Source organism: Flavobacterium limicola (genome assembly GCF_003634755.1).
GTDB classification, from domain to species: domain Bacteria; phylum Bacteroidota; class Bacteroidia; order Flavobacteriales; family Flavobacteriaceae; genus Flavobacterium; species Flavobacterium limicola.
Genome location: NZ_RBXA01000001.1, coordinates 911085 through 935454 on the forward strand (window position 1 = coordinate 911085; position 24370 = coordinate 935454).

Here is a 24370-nt window from a genome sequence, read left to right on the forward strand (position 1 = left end):
TTTCTGCTTTTCAAAGAACTATTCTTTCACATGGCATCGTTTTTAATTTTTATTTCATTTAAATTTAAAAATTATATTTTGAAATTGCTTTGCTATCTTTGTTACATGAATGAAAATTTAGACCCAACATCAAACGGATACAATTCGGAAGAGCTTGATCTTGAAAAAAAATTAAGACCACTTTCTTTTGACGATTTTGCTGGACAAGATCAAATATTGGAAAACTTGAAAGTCTTTGTACAAGCTGCCAATCAAAGAAATGAAGCGCTTGATCATACCCTTTTTCATGGTCCTCCTGGTTTAGGGAAAACTACTTTGGCTAATATTCTTGCTAATGAACTTCAAGTCGGAATCAAGATTACTTCCGGTCCTGTATTGGATAAACCCGGAGATTTAGCAGGTTTATTGACTAATCTGGAGGAAAGAGATGTTTTGTTTATTGATGAAATCCATCGCTTGAGTCCCATTGTTGAAGAATATTTGTATTCTGCCATGGAGGATTTCAAAATTGATATCATGATTGAATCTGGACCAAATGCAAGAACTGTTCAGATTAACCTTAACCCTTTTACTTTAATTGGTGCAACTACACGTTCTGGGCTGTTAACTGCACCTATGAGAGCCCGTTTTGGTATATCATCCCGTTTGCAATATTATACAACGGAGTTATTAACAACGATAGTAGAGAGAAGTGCTGCCATTTTTAAAATGCCAATTACTATGGAAGCTGCTATCGAAATTGCAGGGCGAAGTAGGGGAACACCTCGTATCGCAAATGCTTTATTGCGCCGTGTTCGTGATTTTGCACAAATAAAAGGAAATGGTAAAATTGACATTGAAATTGCACGTTATGCGCTAAAAGCATTAAATGTCGATGCTCATGGATTGGATGAAATGGACAATAAAATACTTACCACAATTATTGAAAAATTCAAAGGAGGTCCAGTAGGTTTGTCAACTTTGGCTACAGCCGTGTCAGAAAGTAGTGAAACAATCGAGGAAGTCTATGAGCCGTTTCTTATACAAGAAGGATTTATCATGAGAACTCCTAGAGGACGTGAAGTTACAGACAAAGCCTATAAACATTTAGGGAAATTAAATACAAATATTCAAGGCGGATTGTTTTAATTTTTGGAGCTATTTCCTGCTGTACGCTTTATCTTTTCCGGCTTAAAGAAAGCCAGAAAAGGATGCCGCTTCCATCAGGGCTAGTTTGAATAAGCTATTAATTTTATTTTCCGGGTCATAATTCAAAAATCTAAATACACTGAGTTCATTAAATCTGAAGCTAAACGCCTCGGTTTTTTGTCATGTGGTATTTCCAAAGCAGAGTTTTTGGAGCAAGAAGCGCCACGATTAGAAAACTGGTTGAATGAAAATAGAAACGGCCAAATGGCTTACATGGAAAACCATTTTGACAAACGTTTAAATCCAACGTTACTAGTTGATGATGCCAGAAGTGTCGTCTCGCTTCTGTTGAATTATTATCCGGAACAACTTCAAAATTCAGATGCTTATAAAATCTCAAAATATGCTTACGGTGAAGATTACCATTTTGTGATTAAGGAAAAGTTGAAAGAATTTTTGTTTTCCATTCAGTCAACTATCGGGGAAGTTTCAGGACGTGCGTTTGTTGATTCTGCGCCGGTGCTCGATAAAGCTTGGGCTGCAAAAAGTGGTTTGGGCTGGATTGGGAAAAACAGTAATTTGTTGACTCAAAAGGTAGGTTCTTTTTACTTTATTGCGGAACTTATTATAGATTTAGATTTAGATTATGACAATGCTACTACGGATCATTGTGGTACTTGTACAGCTTGTATAGATGCTTGTCCAACGGAAGCAATTGTCGCACCTTATATTGTTGACGGTAGTAAATGCATTTCTTATTTTACTATAGAACTAAAAGAAAATATCCCACAGGAAATGAATGGGAAATTTGACGATTGGGCCTTTGGTTGTGATGTTTGTCAAGATGTGTGTCCCTGGAATAAGTTTTCGAAACCACACAATGAACCTCTCTTTAATTCAAATTCAGAATTGCTTTCAATGTCCAAAAAAGATTGGAGAGAAATCACAGAAGAGACTTTTAAAGAAGTGTTTAAAAATTCGCCTCTGAAAAGAGCCAAGTTTCAAGGAATCAAAAGGAACATTGATTTTTTACAATAGACGCTATTTTTTTTTAAAAGTAGATTCTCTTGCTATTACTTTTGTTTCGAGTTCTATAGTTCTAGGTGTAAAATGAATTTCTTTTTTGTGACAATTCATTTCTTCTAATAATAATTTAAAAGAAGTTACTCCCATTTCATGACTTGGTTGGTCAACTGTACTAAGTTTAGGAGTTAGTACTTGAGACATAAACCAATTACTAAAGCCTATTACGGCTACTTGTTCCGGAATTTTAATTCCTATATCATTAAAATAGGAAAGTACTCCTACAGCAACAAGATCTGTAATGGCAAATATTCCTTCAACATCAGAATGGTCAGCCATTATTTGTTTTGCAAAATCTATTCCCTCTTGAAAAGTTACTTTTTCACACGTATAGACTAGAGAAGCATCAAAGGGGATGTTATTCATTTCTAACGCTTTTTTATAACCAATAAAACGGTCAATGGCATTTTGAGGATTTAAGGGGCCTCTTATATGAGCAATTTTTCGGTAGCCGTTATCTATTAAATGCTGAACCGCATTTCTGGCGGCAATTTGATCGTTAATAACGACCTTAGAACTATGAATCAACTTTGCAATTTTGTCAAATTGCACAAACGGGATCTTACGTGCTATAATTTCCTTAAGATGGCTGTCATCATTAGATTCGTTAGAGAGAGAAATAATTATTCCATCTACTCTTTTATTAATTAGTAAAGCGACCTGTTTTTTTTCTAATTCTAACGATTCATTCGATTGTAGAATGATAACTAGGTAGCCGTTTTTTTCAGCTTCAGCAACAATCCCATTTATTACATTTGAAAAAAAATGATGTACGATTTCGGGAATAATTAAGCCGATAGTTTTTGATTCTTTTGTTCTTAGATTGACAGCAAAAGAATTAGGGCTGTAGTTGAGTTTTTTTGCTAATGAAATTACCGCGTCTTTAGTTTTTAAACTAACGTCTGGATAGTCTTTTAATGCTTTCGAAACTGTGGTAATTGATATGCCTAGTTTTTCTGCAATTTCTTTAAGAGTAGCTTCTTTCATGAGACAAATATGGTAAAATATTTTTTTATATCAAATCGAAAACGTTTTCGGTATTTCGAAAACGTTTTCGATTGTGTTATTCATTATTTTATTTCTTTATAATTATATATTTGATAATAAAACTAATAAAAATTTATTAACTAAATTATTTCAAAACCATGAAAAAACCTAATTTATTAATCAGGCAAATAGGCATGATTGTAGCTTTACTGCTATTTAATCTTTCTTTTGCACAAAATGCTACCGTAACAGGAGTGGTTTCGGATGTTAATGGAGCACCAATACCCGGTGTTAATATTTTGATTAAAGATTCGTCAAAGTCAGTTGTGACAGATATTGATGGAAAATATAATTTTTTAAATCTTCAAAATGGTACTTTTGACTTTATTGCTTCATACATTGGTTACAAAAATGTTGAGTTTAAAATTGATGTAAATGGAAATGTGATTAAAAATATTACATTAATCGAAGATACTAATGTGCTTGATGATGTTATAATTACTGGTGTAATTAATCCAAGAACAAAAATTAAATCGAGTGTTTCTATTACATCAATGAATACAAAGGAAATTGAGCAATCTGCACCAAGATCAACTGCTGAGATTTTTAGGACTATTCCAGGAATACGTTCAGAATCATCAGGAGGAGAAGGTAATTCCAATATTTCGGTCCGTGGGGTGCCAATATCATCTGGAGGTTCCAAATATTTACAAATTCAAGAAGATGGGCTTCCAGTTTTATTATTTGGAGATATTGCTTTTGCAACAGCCGATATCTTTACAAGGTTTGATGGGAACGTAGCCAGAATTGAAGCTATTCGTGGAGGCTCAGCTTCAACATTGTCTTCAAATTCTCCTGGAGGAATTATCAATTTTATTAGTAAAACAGGGAAAACTGAAGGAGGAACTTTGAGTACTACTTTTGGGCTAGATTATGAAAACTTCAGAACAGATTTAGATTATGGGACTAAAATAGGTGATGGATTGTATTTTCATGTAGGTGGTTTTTACAGATCAGGTGAAGGTGTTAGAAAAACAGGATTTAATAGCAATAATGGCGGTCAAGTAAAATTCAATGTTACAAAAGAATTCGAAAAAGGATTAGTAACAGTTTATGCTAAATTTTTAAATGATAGAGCAGTAGCATATATGCCAATGCCTGTTCAGGTTTCTGGAACTAATGCAAATCCAAATTGGACAAGTGTAGATGGCTATGATGCTACACGAGGTGCTATGCAATCTATTTATTTAAACCATAATGTAGGACTTGGGACAGAAGGAAATGTAAGAAGAGAAAAAGTTGCTAATGGAATGCATCCTATTTCAAAATCCATAGGCGCAAATGCTACTTTTGATTTAGATAATAACTGGAAAGTTTCAGATAATTTACGTTACTCTGCAAACAGTGGTGGCTTTATATCTCCTTTTCCTGCTGAATTGGGTACAGCTTCTGCTATCGCAAGTTCTTTTGGTGCGGGTGCAACGCTAAGTTATGCAAATGATGGGACTGCTTTTAATACCCCTAATGGTTTAGTTGCTAGAGTTCATATGTTTGATACACAACTGAATGATATGAGTAATTTTATGAATGATTTGAGATTAACAAAAAAAATAGATAATGTAGGAATCACTTTTGGGTTTTTCAAATCAATGCAAAATGTTTCAATGTCTTGGCTATGGAATTCTTACCTACAAGAAGTATCGGATACTAATCCTCGTTTAATTAATGTAACGGATGTTAATGGTAATCTCTTGTCAGAGAATGGCCTCTATGCTTATGGGACTCCTGCTTGGGGAAATTTAGCTAGAAATTACGACACGCAGTATAATGTATCTGCGCCTTACGTAAATGTTTCATTTGATGCTTCTGAAAACCTTTCTTTTGAAGGTGGGGTACGATATGATAATGGAAAAGCCACAGGTTCTTTTACCGGGGGGACAGCGACACAATATGACATCAATAATGATGGAGTATTATCTGCACCGGAAAACAATGTATTTGCTGTGAATACTGCTAATGAAACTCCGGTTAATTATACTTACGACTATTTCTCTTACACGTTAGGTGGAAACTATTTGTTAAATGCGAAACAATCGTTATTTGCTAGAGTTAGTAGAGGCGCTTCTGCGAAGGCTGATAGAATTTTATTTAGCGGATTGGATTATTTAGACGGAAATAAAATCAATGCTCTTGACTTTTTAACGCAGACAGAAATTGGCTATAAACAAAAATTCGATAAAGGGTACCTTTATGCCACTGCCTTTAGTTCTAAAACAGATGAGCAAGCGGGTTATGAGGCTGGAGCAAATGTAATTAGACAAAATAATTACAAATCTTTAGGATTAGAATTAGAGTCAGCGTATGATTTATCAGATAATTTGAACCTAAGAGGGTCTATGACGTATACGAAAGCAGAAATTACATCCGGCACTGATGAAGGAAATGAGCCAAGAAGACAGCCTAAATTAATGTATGGTGTAATGCCAACGTTTAAATTTATGGATAGAAAAAATACATTAGGATTAAGTTTTATTGGGCAGACTAAAGCCTTTGCTCAAGATTCAAATCAACTCGTAATGAATGGTTTTGTAATTGTAAATGGTTTTGTTGAAGTTGGTTTGACAAAAGGGTTATCAGTAAATCTTTCTGGTAATAACATATTCAATACATTAGCAATTACGGAGTCAGAAGAAGGAAGTATAACGGAGAATACGGTAAACTACGTAAGAGCAAGATCATTAACCGGAAGATCAATTTCTATGGCCTTGTCTTATAGATTTTAATAAAATGTTTCATGATTAGTTAATTGTTGGGCAATTCCTATATTTTTAAATATAGGAGTTGTTTTTTTAAAATTAAAAAAAGAATAGGAGCATGTTTAAAAAGGTAAAACTCAATTTTTGGCAAATATGGAATATGAATTTTGGGTTTTTCGGAATTCAATTCAGTTTCGGGTTGCAACAAAGTAACATGAGTGCGATTTATAAATATTTAGGAGCTGATGAAGGAAGTTTGCCTATGTTATGGCTTGCAGGACCTATTACAGGTTTAATAATTCAGCCTATTGTAGGAGCGATTAGTGATGGCACCTGGTCGCCAAAATTTGGTCGCCGAAAACCATTTTTCCTTATCGGAGCTTTAATATCAAGTTTTGCGTTGCTGGTCATGCCTTTTTCTAATTCTATTTTTATGGCTGCGAGTTTGCTATGGATTTTAGATGCTGCAAATAATTTAGCCATGGAGCCTTATCGTGCTTTTGTAGCTGACAAATTAGATGAAAAACAACAATCATTAGGTTTTTTAATGCAGAGTTTCTTTACAGGATTAGGTATTACATTGGCTAATTTTACACCTGCTATTTTAGTAGCATTAGGGGTTTTGGCAATTACGGATAAATTATCGAATGGGATTCCAACGTATACTTATTGGGCTTTTTTCATTGGAGCATTTGCTTCTATTGTATCAGTTCTGATTTCAGTTTTTACAACAAAAGAATATCCGCCTACTGACGAGGAGTTAGCATTGATTAATGAAAAGAAAAAGCAAAATATTTTTAATACCGTTTTAGTTGACATTGTAAAGGCTTTCCAAACAATGCCCTTAACAATGAAACAATTAATACCTGTTAAATTCTTTACTTGGTATGCTATGTTTTGTTATTGGCAATACATCACATCTACACTTTCAATATCTATTTACAATACCACAGATCAGGCATCACAAGGGTTTTCTGAAGCACAATTGTTGACAGGTAGCTTAAATGGGACCTATAATATAATTTGTTTTATGGTTGCTTTTTTACTGGTTCCTTTAGCACTTAAAATTGGGGCAAAAGGAGTTCATTTTTTTGCTTTATTATTAGGCGGAATAGGTTTATTGAGTATTCCGTTTTTAAACAATGTAGATGTTCTATTTGTAATGCACAATCCGTTTGGAGAAAACGTTGCAGTGACCACCATCTTTTTATACTCATTTGGTTTAGGGATTTCTTGGGCTTCAATGATGGCTATGCCTTATCAGCTTTTGGCTGGTTCTATTCCAAAAGATAAAACAGGCATTTATATGGGGATTTTTAATATGTTTATTGTAATACCAATGGCGATTCAAGTGTTGACAATGCAATATTTTGTGTATGATTTATTAGGAAGGAATCCATTGAATGTGATTAAATTAGCGGGTGTTTTTTTAATTTTTGGGGCAATTTTCACTCTTTTTATCACTGTTAAAAATAGAAAAGAAGCGATAGTATGATGAAAAATATAGATTATAAAAAAGCAATTGAATTATTGCAAAATGCTTCGTCTAAAGAAGGATTTTTAGCAAGCGCTCAAAACATTTCAAATTACAAAAGAGTTTGGGCTAGAGATGGAGTAATATGTGGTTTGGCAGCTTTAGCTTCAGCTGATGAAAAATTGATTGAGACCTTTGGGAACACATTAGAAACATTAGCAAAAAATCAGCATCATAATGGTACAATTCCCTCAAATGTAATGACAGATGGAGATGTTGTAGAAGTTAGTTATGGAGGTTTAGCTGGAAGGGTTGATGCAGTGACTTGGTTTATTATTGGTGCTTGTCAATACGCTTTTTATAAAAAGGACGAGGCATTTATTCAAAAATATGATAGTAACATTCAAAAGTGTTTGCAGCTTTTAGAAGCATGGGAATTTAATAATAAACATTTGCTTTATGTACCTCTTTCTGGAAATTGGGCGGATGAATACATAACGGATGGTTATGTATTATATGATCAATTATTGCGATTATGGGCTCTGAAAAGTTATAATTATTTTTGTAAAAGTGATTTGATTGCAAGTAAAATTGAACAAATAACAGAACAGTTAGTAATTAATTTTTGTCCTGATTCAGTAGGAGAGAAATACCATGAAAGGGCATACAAGGAAGCTAATATTCAAAATTTTATGCCTTGTTCGTTTTCGCCAGCGGGTTATAAAATGCAGTTTGATGCTTTTGCAAATTCCTTAGCGCTACTTTTAAATATAGGGACAACTGCGCTTCAAGAAAATATTTTGTCATATTCTTTAGGTTTAAAAAACAAAATGCCATTAAAGTTATTACCCGCTTTCTGGCCGGCAATAAAAGAAAATGATGTAGACTGGAACTTGCTTAAGAATAATTATAAATACGAATTCAGGAACTTTCCAAACGAATTTCATAATGGTGGAAGTTGGTCAATGGTTAATGGGTTTTATGGACTTGCGTTATTGAATTCAACAAAAAAAGAAGAAGCTATTGAAATACTGGAAGCTATAAATGCTATTAATAAAATTGAGAATTATAGTTTTTATGAAAATTTCAACAGTAAAACCCAATTGCCTAATGGGGTTTCATATTGCGCATGGAGCGCAGCTGCAACCGTAATGTTGCATCAAAGTATTTATAGTGATTTTAAATATTTAGTTTAAAAAAAATGAAAAAATCTATTGATATAATTTGTATTGGGGAAGTTTTAATTGATTTTATTGGTCATCAAATTGATACTTCAATAAATAGAACTAAAGATTTTCACCGATTTTTAGGTGGATCCCCTACAAATGTTGCTGTTAATGCAACAAGATTAGGCTTGAATTCAGTTTTAGTAGCCACTTGCGGTCAAGATGGATTAGGAGAATATATTGTTCGTAAATTGAAGGCGAATAATGTTATTACTTCTCATGTAAAAAAAATTGATCATATGCCAACTTCGGTAATATTTGTCTCTAAATCTACGGGAACTCCTGATTTTATTCCATTTAGAGAAGCTGACTCTCAAATTGACCCGAGTCAAATTACAGATGATTTACTAGAAAGTGCTAAAATTTTTCATACAACTTGTTTCGCATTAAGTAAAGATCCTGCTCGCACCACGATTCTTGAAAGTGCTAAAAGAGCGAAGCAATTGGGACTGAAAACAAGTATTGATATTAATTTTTCGGAACGAATTTGGAATGATAGAGACGAAGCTAAATTGGTATTAAAAGAGTATTTAGCAACGGATCCTTTAGTGAAACTAAGTGAAGACGACTGCTATAGGTTGTTTTCAGAATCAAAAACGGAAGATTTTATTTTTGAATATTTTCATAATTTGGGCGCTTCAACTATTTGCTTGACAAAAGGGAAAGAAGGAGTAGTTTTATCAGACAAAAAATTTGGGCTTTTTCATCAAAAAGCAATTCCAGTTCTTGAGATAAAAGATGCCACAGGTGCAGGTGATGCTTTTTGGACAGGTTTTTTGTATGCACAGCTTTTGAATAAAAATTTTAATGATACTATTACTATAGCGCAAAAACTTGCAGTGCTGAAATTACAAAACGTTGGTAGGCTTCCTGCTGATATTGACATTAGTTCTTTTATATAATTAGAGTAATAAACCTCCGAAAGTTATTCTTATTAGAATTTATTTCCTTTCTATGTTTTTTTTTTTAACTTTATAGTCAACTTAAATTTTCGGATATGACTGTAAATCAAATATTAAGCACAAAAGGGAAGGAAGTTTATTCCATACTTTCGACAAACACTGTTTACGAAGCATTGACAGTGATGAGCGAAAAAAACATTGGGGCAATTCTTATTATTGAAGATGCTATCCTGAAAGGAATTTTGTCTGAAAGAGATTATGCTCGAAAAATTGTTTTGAAAGCGAAAACTTCTAAGAAGGCCTTCGTTCATGAAATTATGGAAACTGATATAATCACTGTAAAACCATCAGATAATTTAGAATATTGCATGGAGTTAATGAGTACTAAAAGGGTAAGGCATTTGCCTGTTTTAGATAATGATATTGTAATTGGGATTATCTCTATAAGTGACGTGGTAAAAGCTATAATCGATATGCAAAAAGACACCATCCAACATTTAAATTCTTACATTACACAATAAAAAGAATTAAAAAAGTTGTAATCATAAAAAGCTATATTTACTGTAGCTTTTTTTTTTGGAATTAAAATAGGCTTGTTTTTATGCAAAAGAATGGGTGAAAAGTCCTCTTTTTTTAAATCAAGACTCTTATCTTTGTAAGCTAGAATAAAATCTAAAAAAATGAACAAAAATAGCAAAAGAAGAGAAGCATTATTATACCACGCAAAGCCTACTCCAGGTAAAATTCAAGTAGTTCCGACTAAGAAATATGCAACACAAAGAGATTTGTCTTTGGCTTATTCTCCTGGCGTAGCTGAGCCGTGTTTAGAAATTGCGAAAGACGTAAACAACGTTTATAAATATACCGCAAAAGGAAATTTAGTTGCTGTAATCACAAATGGAACTGCAGTTTTAGGATTGGGTGACATTGGTCCGGAAGCATCAAAACCGGTGATGGAAGGTAAAGGATTGTTGTTTAAAATTTTTGCTGATATTGATGTGTTTGATATCGAAATTGGAACAAAAGATATTGAAGAATTCATCCAGACGGTTAAAAATATAGCGCCTACTTTTGGTGGAATTAACTTAGAAGATATTAAAGCACCAGAGTCTTTTGAAATTGAAAGACGATTGGTGGAAGAATTGAATATTCCTGTAATGCACGATGATCAGCATGGTACAGCCATCATATTGTCTGCAGCATTATTGAATGCTTTAGAATTAGCAGATAAAAAAGCAGAAGATGTGAAGTTAGTAGTTTCAGGAGCCGGTTCTGCAGCTCTTGCCTGTGCAGATTTGTATGTTTTGTTGGGGGTAAAAATAGAAAATATATTAATGTTCAACAGTAAAGGAGTCTTGACTAAGGACAATGCCTCCTTGTCTGTTTTACAGCAAAAATATGCAAAAGACATAAAACCAATGAGTCTTGAAGAAGCATTAGTTAATGCTGATGTTTTCTTGGGATTGTCAACAGGAGATATTATGTCTCCGCAAATGCTATTGGGAATGGCTGATAATCCGATTGTTTTTGCCATGGCAAATCCTGATCCGGAAATAGACTATAATCTTGCAGTTGCAACTCGTAAAGATGTAATCATGGCTACCGGTCGTTCGGATTATCCTAATCAGGTAAATAACGTTCTTGGATTTCCTTATATTTTTAGAGGTGCATTAGATGTGCGTGCAACAAAAATTAATGAAGCCATGAAGATGGCCGCCGTGAGAGCATTGGCCTCATTGACTAAAGAATCTGTTCCGGAACAAGTAAATGTTGCTTATGGTGCGACAAAATTAAATTTTGGACGAGAATATATTATTCCTAAACCTTTTGACCCAAGATTAATAGCTATTGTTGCACCGGCTGTGGCCAAAGCAGCAATGGATTCCGGAGTTGCTTTGAATCCTATTATAGATTGGAAAAAGTACGAAGACGAACTTTTAGATCGTTTAGGAAATGATAATAAAATGGTTCGTTTGATTGCCAATAGAGCTAAGATGGATCCTAAAAGAATTGTTTTTGCAGAGGCGGATCATTTAGATGTTCTTAAAGCAGCACAAATTGTGTTCGAAGAAGGAATAGGTTTTCCAATTTTATTAGGGAACAAAGAAATTATTTTAGAATTAAAAGAAGAAATTGGTTTTGATGCCGATGTTCCAATCATTGATCCAAAAATTAAAGAAGAAGAGTCCAGAAGAAATAGATTTGCTACAACCTACTGGTCATCCAGACAAAGACGAGGGATATCCTTGTTAGATGCTCAAAAATTAATGCGTGAAAGAAACTATTTTGCGGCCATGATGGTCAATGAAGGAGAGGCAGACGCTTTAGTAACGGGGCATTCCAGAAGTTACCCATCTGTTGTGAAACCAATGTTGCAACTTATCGAAAAAGCGCCGGGAGCATCCATTGTTGCTACTGCAAATATTATGATGACGGCTCGTGGGCCAATGTTTTTGTCAGATACTGCCATAAACATTAATCCTTCAGCAGACGATTTAGCTAAAATTGCGATTATGACTGCAAAAACTGCAAAAATGTTTGGTGTTGAGCCCGTAATTGCAATGATATCATATTCTAATTTTGGTTCTTCAACAAATGATAGTGCTAGTAAAGTTAGAGAAGCGGTAACGTATTTGCATAAAAATTATCCAGAGATAGTTATTGATGGCGAACTTCAGGCTGATTTTGCACTGAACCCAGAAATGCTAAAAGAAAAATTTCCTTTTTCTAAATTAGCGGGAAAAAAAGTAAACACATTGATTTTTCCAAATCTTGAATCCGCAAATATTACTTATAAGCTTTTGAAAGAATTGAATAAGGTAGACTCAATAGGACCTATAATGTTAGGAATGGGAAAACCAGTTCATATATTTCAATTGGGTGCCAGTGTGGAGGAAATGGTTAATATGGCAGCTATTGCCGTGATAGATGCTCAAGAAAAAGACAAGAAAATAATAAAATAAATTTAGTTTAATATTCTGTACTCCAGAAGATAGTTAAATTGATGAAAATAATTAAAAGGTATGCTAATTTTGTTATATTTGGTGATATATTTATAATTCATGATAGCACACATACAAGGAAAATTAGTAGAAAAATCACCAACACATATAATAATTGATTGTGGAGGGGTTGGTTATCACGTAAATATTTCCTTACATACCTATTCTTTGCTTCCCAATACAGATTTTATAAAAGTGTATACGTATCTTCAAATAAAAGAAGATGCGCATACACTATTTGGTTTTGTAGAAAAATCAGAAAGAGAGATTTTTAAATTGTTATTATCCGTTTCCGGAATAGGAGCCAGTATAGCAAGAACAATGCTTTCTTCATTAGATCCAAAGCAAGTCACTAATGCGATTGCATCTGGAGATGTTGTAACAATACAATCTGCAAAAGGAATTGGCAGCAAAACGGCACAAAGAGTAATACTGGATTTAAAAGAAAAAGTATTAAAATTGTATGATTTAGATGAAGTTTCTATGTCGCAAAGCAATACAAATCGAGATGAGGCGTTATCAGCTTTAGAAGTTTTGGGATTTGTACGAAAATCTTCAGAAAAAATTATAGAAAAGATTGTGAAAGAAGATCCAGAAGCTTCAGTAGAATCAATCATTAAAAAAGCTTTAAAAAACCTATAAAGGGTATTCAAGTAACACGAGTTGTATGCATAAAATTTATATTTTTTTGCTTGTTTTATTTTGTGGATTTGTTTCGCAAGCTCAGGTAGGACAGCAGGCTCAGGATACCATTAAAAATAAATATTCGATTGGAAAAGTTCAATTGAAAGATTCTCAGAGCATTCTTTCGGCCTATACTTATGACCCAGTTACGGATCGTTACGTTTATACTAATTCTGTCGATGGATTTTCCATTAATTACCCTATTATTTTAACACCAAAAGAGTATGAAAGACTTGTCTTGAAAGAATCAATGCGTGATTATTTCAGGAAAAAAGGAGATGCTATTGACGGAAAAAAAGAAGGAAGCGAAGCTGCGAAAAAAGATTTATTGCCACGATATTACATAAAATCAGGGCTTTTTGAATCTGTTTTTGGAAGTAATACTATAGACGTAAAGCCAACCGGATCTATAGAAATGGATTTAGGAATGCGTTATACAAAACAAGACAATCCATCATTTTCTCCTCGAAACCGGTCTAATATTTCTTTTGATTTTGATCAGAGAATCAGTATGAGTTTGATGGGTAAAGTAGGAACTCGGCTCAGTGTAAATGCGAATTATGATACACAGTCTACTTTTGCTTTTCAAAACTTAATTAAGTTAGAGTATGCCCCGTCAGAAGATGATATTATTCAAAAAATTGAGGTAGGGAATGTAAGCATGCCTTTGAATAGTTCTTTAATCAGGGGAGCGCAAAGTTTATTTGGAGTAAAAACACAATTACAGTTTGGTAAAACTACAATTACAGGCGTTTTCTCAGAGCAGAAATCACAAACTAAAAGTATAGTTGCTCAAGGAGGAGGGAAAATTGAAGAATTTGAAATGTTTGCCTTGGATTATGATAGTGACAGGCATTTTTTCTTATCTCAATATTTTAGAAATAAATACGATAAATCATTAGTTAATTATCCTTTTATTGATAGTAGAGTTCAAATTTCTCGTATCGAAATTTGGGTTACTAATAAACAAAATCGCGTAACGACTACCAATAATAATTTAAGAAATATTATTGCGCTGCAGGATTTAGGAGAAGGTCAATTATCAGGTTTAGATGATAATGAAGTTGTTGTCTTAGATCCTTCTACCGGAATTTTTAATAATTCTTTAGATTCGCCTACTGATAATTCAAACAATGATTATGATCCTGCACAGATAAATACAGGAGGCGGTTTGTTGAATCCAAATATACGCGAAATTGTAACGGCAAATTCTGGATTTAATGTTACGGTAAGCGAAGGTCAGGATTACTCTAAATTGGAAAATGCCAGAAAACTGAATCCAAACGAATATACTTTTAATGCTCAATTAGGTTACATCTCATTGCAACAGCGATTAGCTAATGATGAAGTTCTGGCTGTGGCTTATCAATACACGATAGGTGATCAAGTGTATCAAGTTGGGGAATTTGGAAATGACGGAGTGGATGCAACTGTAGTGACGGGCAATAGTTCTTCAAACCAAGCTGTTATCTCGCAAAGTTTGATCTTGAAAATGTTGAAAAGTAATTTGACAAATGTTAAGAATCCGGTTTGGAATTTGATGATGAAAAATATCTATCAAATCCCTGGTGCTTATCAAGTGAAACAAGAAGATTTTAGATTTAATATTCTTTACACCGATCCATCTCCATTAAATTATATTACAGCAGTCGATGGAAGTCCTTTTCCCGTTAATTCGTTGCCTGAAAACAAAGTGGCCGAAACCCCATTGCTAAAAGTGTTTAATTTGGACAAACTAAACTACAACAATGATCCACAAACTGGTGGCGATGGTTTTTTTGATTTTATGCCAGGTTTAACAGTAGATGCTCAAAACGGAAGAATAATTTTTACGAACAAAGAACCTTTTGGAGAATTATTATTTTCTAAATTATCATATACAGGTTCTAGTGAAAATTATGAGGATGCTAATACCTATAATCCGAATCAAAAGAAATATGTGTTCCGTAATATGTACAGTAGTACACAATCAGGAGCCTTACAAGATAGCGATAAGAATAAATTTTTACTTCGAGGAAAATACAAATCGTCAAGCGGGGACGGAATACCTATTGGTGCTTTTAATGTACCCCAAGGATCTGTAGTGGTAACTGCAGCGGGTAGAGTTTTAGTAGAAGGAATTGACTACAGTGTAAATTACCAATTGGGAAGAGTGCAAATTTTAGATCCTTCACTTCAAGCTTCAAATACACCCATTGAAGTATCTCTGGAGAATAATTCTGTTTTTGGCCAACAAACAAGAAGGTTCATGGGAGTAAATGTAGAACATAAAATATTCGATAATTTCTTAGTTGGAGGTACTTTTTTAAAAATGACCGAAAGACCATTTACTCAGAAATCGAGTTTTGGTCAGGAATCCGTAAATAATACCATTTTTGGATTCAATACTAATTTTTCAACTGAAGTTCCTTTTTTAACTCGATTGGTAAATATGTTACCCAATTTGGATACTGATGTACCCTCTAATCTTTCCGTGCGAGGAGAAATTGCATTTTTAAAACCGGATTCCCCAAAAGCCGATCAATTTCAAGGAGAATCAACCATTTATGTAGATGATTTTGAAGGATCTCAATCTACTATAGATATGCGTTCCCCTTATGCTTGGAGTTTAGCATCAACACCGGATAGAAATACTTCAAGCACGTACGACTTCAATGCGAACGCTAACGATTTAAGTTATGGATTTAAGAGAGCCAAATTGGCTTGGTATGCCATTGATCCAATATTTTATGCTCAAAAACCATCAGGAATTTCAAACGAAGATTTATCATTTAACACTACAAGAAGAATTTACAGTGAAGAATTATATCCTTTGACTGATATTGCCCAAGGACAATCGCAAGTTGTAAATACATTAGATTTGAGTTATTATCCATCAGAAAGAGGGCCTTATAATAATAGTTCAACTATAGGTTCAAGTCCAAGAGACAATTTTGGGGGAATTATGCGGGCATTAAATTCCACTAATTTCGAACAAGGAAATGTTGAATATATTCAGTTTTGGGTGTTAGATCCTTATGTAGGAAATGGACAAGTACCGCAGTCGAATACAGGGAAGATCTATTTTAATTTAGGTGAAATATCCGAGGATGTGTTGAAGGACGGAAGAAAACAATATGAAAATGGACTTGGTCCTGATCAGATTTTGGTAAATCCACAGCCATTGTGGGGAGATGTTCCTGCTTCTCAATCGCTAATTTATGCTTTTGATACCAACGCTGATAATAGAAAAAATCAGGATATTGGTTTAGATGGTTTGGCTAGTGCCAATGAAGGAGCGGTCTACACAAATTTTGCTTCTGAACTGGATCCTGCAGCAGATGACTACAGATTTTATTTGAACGCATCGGGAGGTATCGTAGAACGATATAAAAATTATAATGGAACTGAAGCGAACTCACCCGTTGAGATTAACGATAACAATAGAGGGTCATCAACAGTGCCGGATGTAGAAGATATTAACAGGGACAATACAATGAATACGATTAATGCGTATTATGAATATAGTATTGCTGTTGAACCCAACATGAAAATTGGTCAAAATTACATTACGGATATCAGAAATACTCAGGTAACCCTTCCCGATGGGTCCAATACCGATGCGAGATGGATTCAGTTTAAAATTCCAGTTTCACAACCCGAGAACACGATAGGAAACATATCTGATTTTAGATCGATACGTTTCATGAGGATGTTTATGACGGGTTTTGAAGAACAAGTTACGGTTCGTTTTGGAGCGCTGGATTTGGTTCGCGGTGAATGGAGACGATACACGAATACACTAGATTTTAATGATACTAACATAGATGATGATAATACTAATTTAGATGTATTAGCGGTAAACGTACAAGAGAACAATGAGCGATGTCCTGTTAATTATGTTACACCTCCGGGAGTAGAACGCGAGCAGTTGTATAACAATAATACAGTGATCAATCAAAACGAACAGTCATTGGCATTGCGGGTTTCTGGAGATGGTTTAGAACCAGAAGATTCAAGAGCCGTTTTTAAAAATGTGAGTATTGATATGCGTCAATTCAAGAAATTGAAAATGTTTTTACACGCTGAATCTCTGCCAGGCGAAATTGCACTTCAAGACAATCAGATGGTTGGTTTTATTCGTTTTGGAAATGATTTTACTCAAAATTTTTACCAGATTGAAATTCCTTTAAAAGTTACGACTCCTTCGTCGGCATCGAATTCAGACTGTTCTCCATTGAGTGCTGAAGTGGTTTGGCCTGAAGAAAATGAAATTGATTTGTCATTGGCTTTATTGACCAAATTGAAAATTCTTGCAATGACTATCGATCAAAGTACGCTGCCTTTGGATGGTATTTATTATCCGGACAGTGATAATAGTAATCCAGACGGTGATGGTAATAGTAAATTAAGATTGGGAATAAAAGGAAATCCGAACTTTGGATTAGTGAGAACGCTTATGGTTGGGGTGAAAAACAGTGACCTCCGTAACGATATCAAAGGGGAAGTTTGGTTTAATGAACTCCGCTTGGCTGATATGGATAACCAAGGTGGAATGGCTGCTGTTTTGAATGTAGATTCAAATCTGGCTGATTTTGCAACCGTTTCAGCTTCAGGAAGAAAAAGCACTATTGGTTTTGGGGCATTGGAACAAGGACCTAATGAAAGAAATCGAGAGGATACACGACAATATAATATTGTAACCAATTTAAATCTTGGAAAATTATTGCCGCAAAAATGGGGAATTAATTTGCCGTTTAATTACGCTATTGGTGAGGAAATCATAACCCCGGAATACGACCCTTTTAATCAAGATATAAAATTAAAACAATTGCTTGACAATACTTCAGACGAAGCAAAAAAAGAAAACATTACCAATAGAGCAATTGATTACACCAAGCGAAAAAGTATCAACTTTATTGGAGTGAAAAAAGAGCGTAGTCCAGAGCAAAAACAACATGTATATGATCCGGAAAATTTTACTTTCTCTCAATCTTTTAACGAGGTCGAAAGACATGATTTTGAAATCGAAGATTATGTAGATCAGCAAGTGAACTCTTCGGTTGATTATGCCTATGCTTTTAAGTCTAAATCGGTGGAGCCATTCAAGAAGACTAAATTTATGAAAAAGAGTAATTACTGGAAATTATTAAGTGATTTCAATTTTAATTATTTACCTGCTAATATCTTTTTTAATACTAATATAAATAGACAATACAACCGTCAACAATTTAGACAGGTTGAGGTAGAAGGTATAGGGTTGGATCCTTTGTACCGAAGAAATTTTGCATTTAATTATCAATACGGATTTAATTATAACTTGACTAAATCGTTGAAGTTAAATTATACCGCATCATCGAGTAATATTGTAAAAAACTACTTGAATGAGGATAACGAACCTATTGAAAGTTTTACTATTTGGGATAATTATTGGGATATTGGCGATCCTAATCAACACATGCAACAATTAGTTTTGAATTATGAAATACCTATTAATAAGATACCATTATTTAGTTTTGTTAAAGCGAACTATTCCTACACAGGAGACTATAGTTGGCAGCGAACTTCGAATGCCTTATCTGAAATAGAAATTGAAGGGAATAAGTATAATCTAGGTAATACCATTCAAAACGCAAGCTCAAATAATCTGAATGCAACATTCAATATGGATACTTTATATAAATACTTAGGATTGACAAAAGCTCCAGTAAATAAATCTTCGAAACCTAAAGTTGCTGCGCCTAAACCGGGAGAGAAAATCGTGAATACGAATCCTGTTAATCCAGCAGAGAAGAATAACCCTTTTGTTGATGGGCTGATGGGTATTTTAACGAGCGTTAAAAATATTCAAATGAATTATACCTACAACAGTGGTACGGTTTTGCCAGGATATACACCAAGTATAGGATTTTTAGGGTCGTCAAGACCGTCGTTAGGTTTTATTTTTGGAAGTCAAGATGATGTGCGATATGAAGCTGCGAAAAACGGTTGGTTGACGAATTATCCTGATTTTAACCAAAATTTCTCACAGGTAACTAATAAATTATTTAAAGCTACAGCGAATGTCGACCTATTTCCGGATTTGAAAGTTGATTTGACATTAGACCGAGCATTTTCTGAGAATTTCTCAGAGCAATATGATGTCACAAATGGTGTTTATAATGCCAGATCACCTTATCATACTGGTATTTTCTCAATTTCAACGGTTTTAATAAAAACAGCATTCTCAGCGAGCGATGAAAATATGTCGGAAGCATTTGATGATTTTAGATCCAATAGACTTACCGTTGCCAATCGATTAGCAAGACAGCGGGGGATTGACATTAATAATCCTAATAATTTAGATCCAGAAGGATTTCCAATAGGATATGGAAAAAATAATCAAGCGGTATTGTTGCCGGCTTTTTTGGCGGCTTATTCTGGCGGAAATGCTTCAGATGTTTCCCTTGGAATTTTCAGAAGTTTTCCAATTCCAAATTGGGCAGTAAAATATAATGGGTTGATGCGTTATGAACTTTTCAAGAAGAATTTCAAACGATTCTCTTTGCAGCATAATTATCGTGCTTCTTACACGATAAATGCATTTAGATCTAATTTTGAATATGATAAAACGCCAAATGGAGTAGATGCGAGTGGTAATTTTTTCAACCAAACGATTATGTCAAATATTAACTTAGTTGAACAGTTTAGTCCGCTTATCAGAATGGATTTCGAATTGAAGAGCTCGTTAAAGGTGTTGGCTGAAATCAAAAAAGACAGAGCTTTATCGATGAGCTTTGATAATAATTTATTAACAGAAGTTAAAGGGATAGAATATGTGGTAGGATTGGGGTATCGTTTCAAAGATGTGATTTTCTCTTCCAGACTCGCTGATAATCCAACAGGAATAATTAAAAGTGACATCAATTTGAAAGCAGATTTATCGTATAGAAATAATCAGACTATTGTGAGGTATTTGGATTATAATAATAATCAATTAGCAGGAGGACAGAATCTGTGGTCATTAACCGTCAAAGCGGATTATTCCTTCAGTAAAAACCTAACCGCTATTTTCTATTATGATCACTCTTTTTCCAAAGCGGTAATATCAACTTCTTTTCCAATGACAAATATTCGTTCTGGCTTAACCTTGCGTTATAATTTTGGCAATTAATTTTTTTAAAATCTAAACTAGATTTGAATAGAGATTGTTACATTTGTGAGATAAAATTTCAATTATTAATTAATAATTATCAATTACAATTTATATGAACATACCAGCAAATTTAAAGTACACTAAAGATCACGAATGGGTTAGTATTGATGGCGATATCGCAACAGTAGGAATCACTGATTTTGCACAAAAGGAATTAGGCGACATTGTTTACGTGGAAGTAGAAACTTTAGACCAAACTTTAGAAAAAGACGAAGTTTTTGGGACTGTAGAAGCAGTGAAAACCGTTTCTGATTTGTTTCTTCCTTTGTCAGGAGAGATTGTTGCGTTTAATGATGCTCTTGAAGCTACTCCAGAAAGTGTAAACTCGGACCCTTACGGAGCGGGATGGATGATCAAAATAAAAATTGCAAAAATGGCAGAAGTTGATGGATTGCTTTCTAACGAATCATACAAAGAATTGATTGGTGCCTAAACAACTTTATTTTTGGGTTGCTTTATTATGGACCGGATTGATTGCTTTTTTTTGTTTGATGAAATCAAGTGCAGTTCCTGTTGTTCAAATTGCTAATCTAGATAAAATGGCTCATGCCTTTTTTCATTTTGTATTCACTTTACTTTGGTTTTTGTACTTCAAAAATCATTTTTTGGGAATGGATACTTTCAAAAAAGTAATTATTACGCTTTTGCTTTCCATTTTTTTTGGGTTACTTATAGAGCTTTTTCAAAATGTATTTACAACTAGTCGAGTGGCTGATGGATATGATGTTCTAGCAAATACGTTCGGAGCAATTTTTGCAGTTATTTTGATACTGCTGTATCAGAAATATCGTCAATCAAATGAAAATTAATATAGAGTTGAAATCCCACTTAAGTGGGATTTTTTTGTTTCATACTATAGAGGTAAGTACTAAAATTAAAAAATGAATTTGTAAAATTTTATAGCAAACACATAAGCATATAAAATGTATTTTTGTTTATTAGAATTTACTGTAATTAAGAAATCAATAACGCCATGAATATCAAGCAATATTTAGATTCAACCTATTTAAAAACTGCAGAGCAGGCAGGACTTAGTGAAGAAAAAAATGTTCTTGTAGCAAAAGGATTTATCCAAGAAGCCATTGAGGAAGGTTTTAAGCTCATAATGATTCGGCCTGATATGGTTTCTTTAGCAAAAAAAATGATTACTGAAGCAAATTCAACCTTGCAAATAGGAACTGTAATTGATTTTCCAGAAGGTAAATCTTCGTTAGAAGAAAAACTGAGTGAAGCCATTCAGGCGATTCATGATGGTGCCGACGATTTAGATTTTGTATGCAATTACGAAGCTTTCAAAAAGGGCCATATAGATTTAGTTAAAGAAGAAATTCTGAGATGCACGCAATTGGGTTTAGCCAGTAAAAAAGTCGTAAAGTGGATTATTGAAGTTGCGGCGCTCAATGATAAACAAATCATACAATTGTCCAGTTTGATAAAAAATGTAATTGTTTCTAATTTTGAACAAGAGCTGTTTCCAAAGGTTTTTGTAAAGTCCTCTACAGGGTTTTATAAGACGGAAGGTGATTTGCCAAATGGCGCTACTATTCCTGCTATAAAAATGATGCTTGAAAATGCTTCGCCTCTTCCGGTTAAGGCTGCGGGTGGAGTGCGAACGTATGAAGAAGCTCTTGCCATGATTCAGTTAGGCGTAAAACGAATTGGCACTTCAGGAGCCAAAATAATTGCAAATGGTCAAAATTCAACTAATGAATATTAAATTCAAAAAAGAAATAAGTATGAATAAAGGATTATTAACGTTGTTTTTATTGTTGTACTCCTTTTTTTCCTATTCTCAAGATTCAAACAACGGAGCCTTGCAGTCCAGTAGTTCTGCGGAACGATTTCCTATTTTTTCTAATTGTATAAATTTACAATCAAAAGCATTAGAAAATTGTTTTTACAATCAAGTGCAGGATTTTGTTTTTACAAATTTTGAAGTTCCAGAGAACTTAAAACAAAATAATTTTCAAGGAGAAATAAAAGTCCTTTTTGAGGTTGATAGCAACGGTGTTTTTAAAGTAATTTATGCAGATGCCGCAGATGAAAATTTAATAAATGAAACAAAAAGAGTTTTTGCAGAATTTCCAAAAATTCAACCGTCAACGTATAACGGAAGACCAACTTATTCTAAGTTTACGATTATAATTTCAATACCTTTAAAGAGCAGGGAGGAATTAGCAGAGAAGGCTTTGGCGCAAGCCAGAATTTTGCCTAATAACAACAAAAAATTAACCGAACTGGATAGCATCGTTTATAATAAATTCACGAATCCTGAGTTCGAAAGTCATCTGAATATTCCTTTTTCGCACAGTTATTATGCTCATTTTGATGCTTCTCTAAATCAAGTGGGCAGTAATAATCATACTGCTTCAAAACCATACACTTATACTGAAGTTTCAAAATATTATAATTTAAAAAGAGTCAACGAAAACTTGAAAAAAAATGTTTCGGGCTGGTGGGCTAAGAAATTATGGAATGAGAATACTGTAGAAATTCAAGGGGAAGGATATTGGTTTACACTGAATCCAATATTTGATTTGCAAGTTGGAAAAGCTTCTCAAACCGAAGCGTCTTATACTTACATTAATACACGCGGAATTAATTTTAGAGGAGGTTTGGGGAAACAGCTCAATTTTACTACAACTATTTTTGAAAGCCAGGGGCGTTTTGCTGATTATTACAATCGATATGCAGAACTCATTAAACCTGCTGGAGGAAATCCTGCAATTATTCCGGGAATAGGGATTGCTAAAGATTTCAAAACAGATTCTTATGATTTTCCTTTGGCAGAAGCTAATTTAACTTTTGCACCTAGTAAACACTTTGATTTGCAACTAGGTTATGGACGAAATTTTATTGGTGATGGATACCGTTCTCTGTTAGAAAGTGATGGTGCCAGTCCATATCCGTATTTTAAATTGAATACTAATTTTTGGAAAATAAAATATACTAATACATATATGTGGCTCAAAGATGTTCGTCCCGAGGTAACGCTCGAACGAACCTATGCTACAAAGTTCATGGCAAACCATTATTTGAGCTGGAATGTTTCCAACAGATTGAATTTGGGTTTCTTTGAATCGGTGATTTGGACCAATACAAACGACAGAGGGTTTGATATGAGTTTTGTTAATCCAATTATTTTTTATCGTGCGGTTGAATTTGCATCGTCATCTAGAACGGGAAATGCACTTTTAGGATTGACTTATAAATACAAATGGAATAATCAAATCAACTTATACGGGCAGTTTGTTTTGGATGAATTTTCTCTTGGAGATATCAAAGAAAGAGATAACAGTTGGAAAAACAAATACGGTTATCAATTAGGGATGAAGTATTATAATGCTTTCAAGGTTAATAATTTACTGTTGCAATTAGAATACAATCACGTACGTCCGTATGTGTATTCTCATAGTGTTCCAGTCACAAATTACGGGCATAATAACCAAAGTATAGGGCATCAATGGGGTGGGAATTTCAAGGAATTAATCGCTATTGCCCGCTATCATAAAAGAAGGTATTTTGCTGATGCAAAAATTACTATGGGAACACGAGGGCTAGATTTTGATACAACCGAAGATAATTTTAATTACGGGGGCAATATTTATAAAGATTACGACGAAAACAGACCCTTTGATAGTGGTGTAAAAGTGGGGCAGGGAAATAGAACGACAGTGTTTATTGTCGATTTTCAGGGCGGTTATTTAGTGAATCCTGCAACCAACCTGAAACTCTTTGGAAGCTATATCTACAGGAGTTTTGATCCAACAAAAAATACGGCAACTACTTTCAGTCAGAGCACAAATTGGTTAACTTTAGGATTAAGAGCGGATATCTTTAATTGGTATTTTGATTATTAATCTTTATTTTACTGATTAATAATCTTTTTATGAATTGTTTTTTGTCAAATCCCTTTTGATATCCTACTTTTGCAGAAGTTTTTAGAAACAAATA

At 33.9% G+C, this 24370-nt stretch carries 15 protein-coding genes; 14 read left to right on the forward strand and 1 reads right to left on the reverse strand.

The genetic code is table 11. The annotated features are described in order from the left end of the window. The first annotated feature begins 105 nt into the window (after window positions 1-105). The gene (ruvB, locus tag BC952_RS04040) at window positions 106-1128 is read left to right on the forward strand and encodes a Holliday junction branch migration DNA helicase RuvB (protein WP_121364945.1); all 1023 of its coding nucleotides are present in this window, start codon (window positions 106-108) and stop codon (window positions 1126-1128) included. A 117-nt stretch (window positions 1129-1245) separates the two neighbouring features. After that, the gene (gene queG / locus BC952_RS04045; RefSeq protein WP_167445719.1) at window positions 1246-2166 is read left to right on the forward strand and encodes a tRNA epoxyqueuosine(34) reductase QueG; all 921 of its coding nucleotides are present in this window, start codon (window positions 1246-1248) and stop codon (window positions 2164-2166) included. 3 nt (window positions 2167-2169) lie between these two features. Here the strand turns inward: queG and BC952_RS04050 are convergent, their stop codons facing one another. Continuing rightward, window positions 2170-3198 (reverse strand): LacI family DNA-binding transcriptional regulator, encoded by a 1029-nt coding sequence (locus BC952_RS04050; RefSeq protein ID WP_121364349.1) that lies wholly within the window; start codon window positions 3196-3198, stop codon window positions 2170-2172. Between the two features lie 158 nt (window positions 3199-3356). Between BC952_RS04050 and BC952_RS04055 the strand changes: the two genes are divergently transcribed. The 12 genes from BC952_RS04055 (at window position 3357) to BC952_RS04115 (ending at window position 24276) form a co-directional block, all read left to right on the forward strand. Further along, a complete protein-coding gene (locus BC952_RS04055; RefSeq protein WP_208639968.1) occupies window positions 3357-5981 on the forward strand; it encodes a TonB-dependent receptor domain-containing protein in 2625 nt (874 codons plus the stop codon). 91 nt (window positions 5982-6072) lie between these two features. Further along, window positions 6073-7449, forward strand: coding sequence for an MFS transporter (locus BC952_RS04060; RefSeq protein WP_121364350.1), 1377 nt, complete (start codon window positions 6073-6075; stop codon window positions 7447-7449). Next, window positions 7446-8624 carry a glycoside hydrolase 100 family protein gene (locus BC952_RS04065; protein WP_244200090.1) on the forward strand — a complete coding sequence of 393 codons (1179 nt, stop codon included), beginning with the start codon at window positions 7446-7448 and terminating at the stop codon, window positions 8622-8624. The genes BC952_RS04060 and BC952_RS04065 overlap by 4 nt, the downstream gene beginning before the upstream one ends. A 5-nt stretch (window positions 8625-8629) precedes the next feature. Continuing rightward, window positions 8630-9556, forward strand: coding sequence for a carbohydrate kinase family protein (locus tag BC952_RS04070; RefSeq protein ID WP_121364351.1), 927 nt, complete (start codon window positions 8630-8632; stop codon window positions 9554-9556). 95 nt (window positions 9557-9651) lie between these two features. Further along, a complete protein-coding gene (locus BC952_RS04075; RefSeq protein ID WP_121364352.1) occupies window positions 9652-10077 on the forward strand; it encodes a CBS domain-containing protein in 426 nt (141 codons plus the stop codon). A gap of 159 nt (window positions 10078-10236) precedes the next feature. Further along, window positions 10237-12519 (forward strand): NADP-dependent malic enzyme, encoded by a 2283-nt coding sequence (locus BC952_RS04085; RefSeq protein WP_121364354.1) that lies wholly within the window; start codon window positions 10237-10239, stop codon window positions 12517-12519. 99 nt (window positions 12520-12618) lie between these two features. Next, window positions 12619-13200, forward strand: a complete 582-nt coding sequence (ruvA, locus tag BC952_RS04090) for a Holliday junction branch migration protein RuvA (protein WP_091165744.1) — start codon at window positions 12619-12621, stop codon at window positions 13198-13200. 25 nt (window positions 13201-13225) lie between these two features. Then, window positions 13226-20374, forward strand: coding sequence for a T9SS outer membrane translocon Sov/SprA (gene sov / locus BC952_RS04095; RefSeq protein ID WP_121364355.1), 7149 nt, complete (start codon window positions 13226-13228; stop codon window positions 20372-20374). A 94-nt stretch (window positions 20375-20468) separates the two neighbouring features. Next, window positions 20469-20849 (forward strand): glycine cleavage system protein GcvH, encoded by a 381-nt coding sequence (gene gcvH, locus BC952_RS04100; RefSeq protein WP_121364356.1) that lies wholly within the window; start codon window positions 20469-20471, stop codon window positions 20847-20849. Further along, the gene (locus BC952_RS04105; protein WP_121364948.1) at window positions 20842-21225 is read left to right on the forward strand and encodes a VanZ family protein; all 384 of its coding nucleotides are present in this window, start codon (window positions 20842-20844) and stop codon (window positions 21223-21225) included. The genes gcvH and BC952_RS04105 overlap by 8 nt, the downstream gene beginning before the upstream one ends. Window positions 21226-21389: 164 nt before the next feature. After that, window positions 21390-22133 (forward strand): deoxyribose-phosphate aldolase, encoded by a 744-nt coding sequence (deoC, locus tag BC952_RS04110; RefSeq protein ID WP_121364357.1) that lies wholly within the window; start codon window positions 21390-21392, stop codon window positions 22131-22133. A 19-nt stretch (window positions 22134-22152) separates the two neighbouring features. Next, window positions 22153-24276, forward strand: coding sequence for a gliding motility protein RemB (locus tag BC952_RS04115; protein ID WP_121364949.1), 2124 nt, complete (start codon window positions 22153-22155; stop codon window positions 24274-24276). Window positions 24277-24370 lie beyond the last annotated feature (94 nt).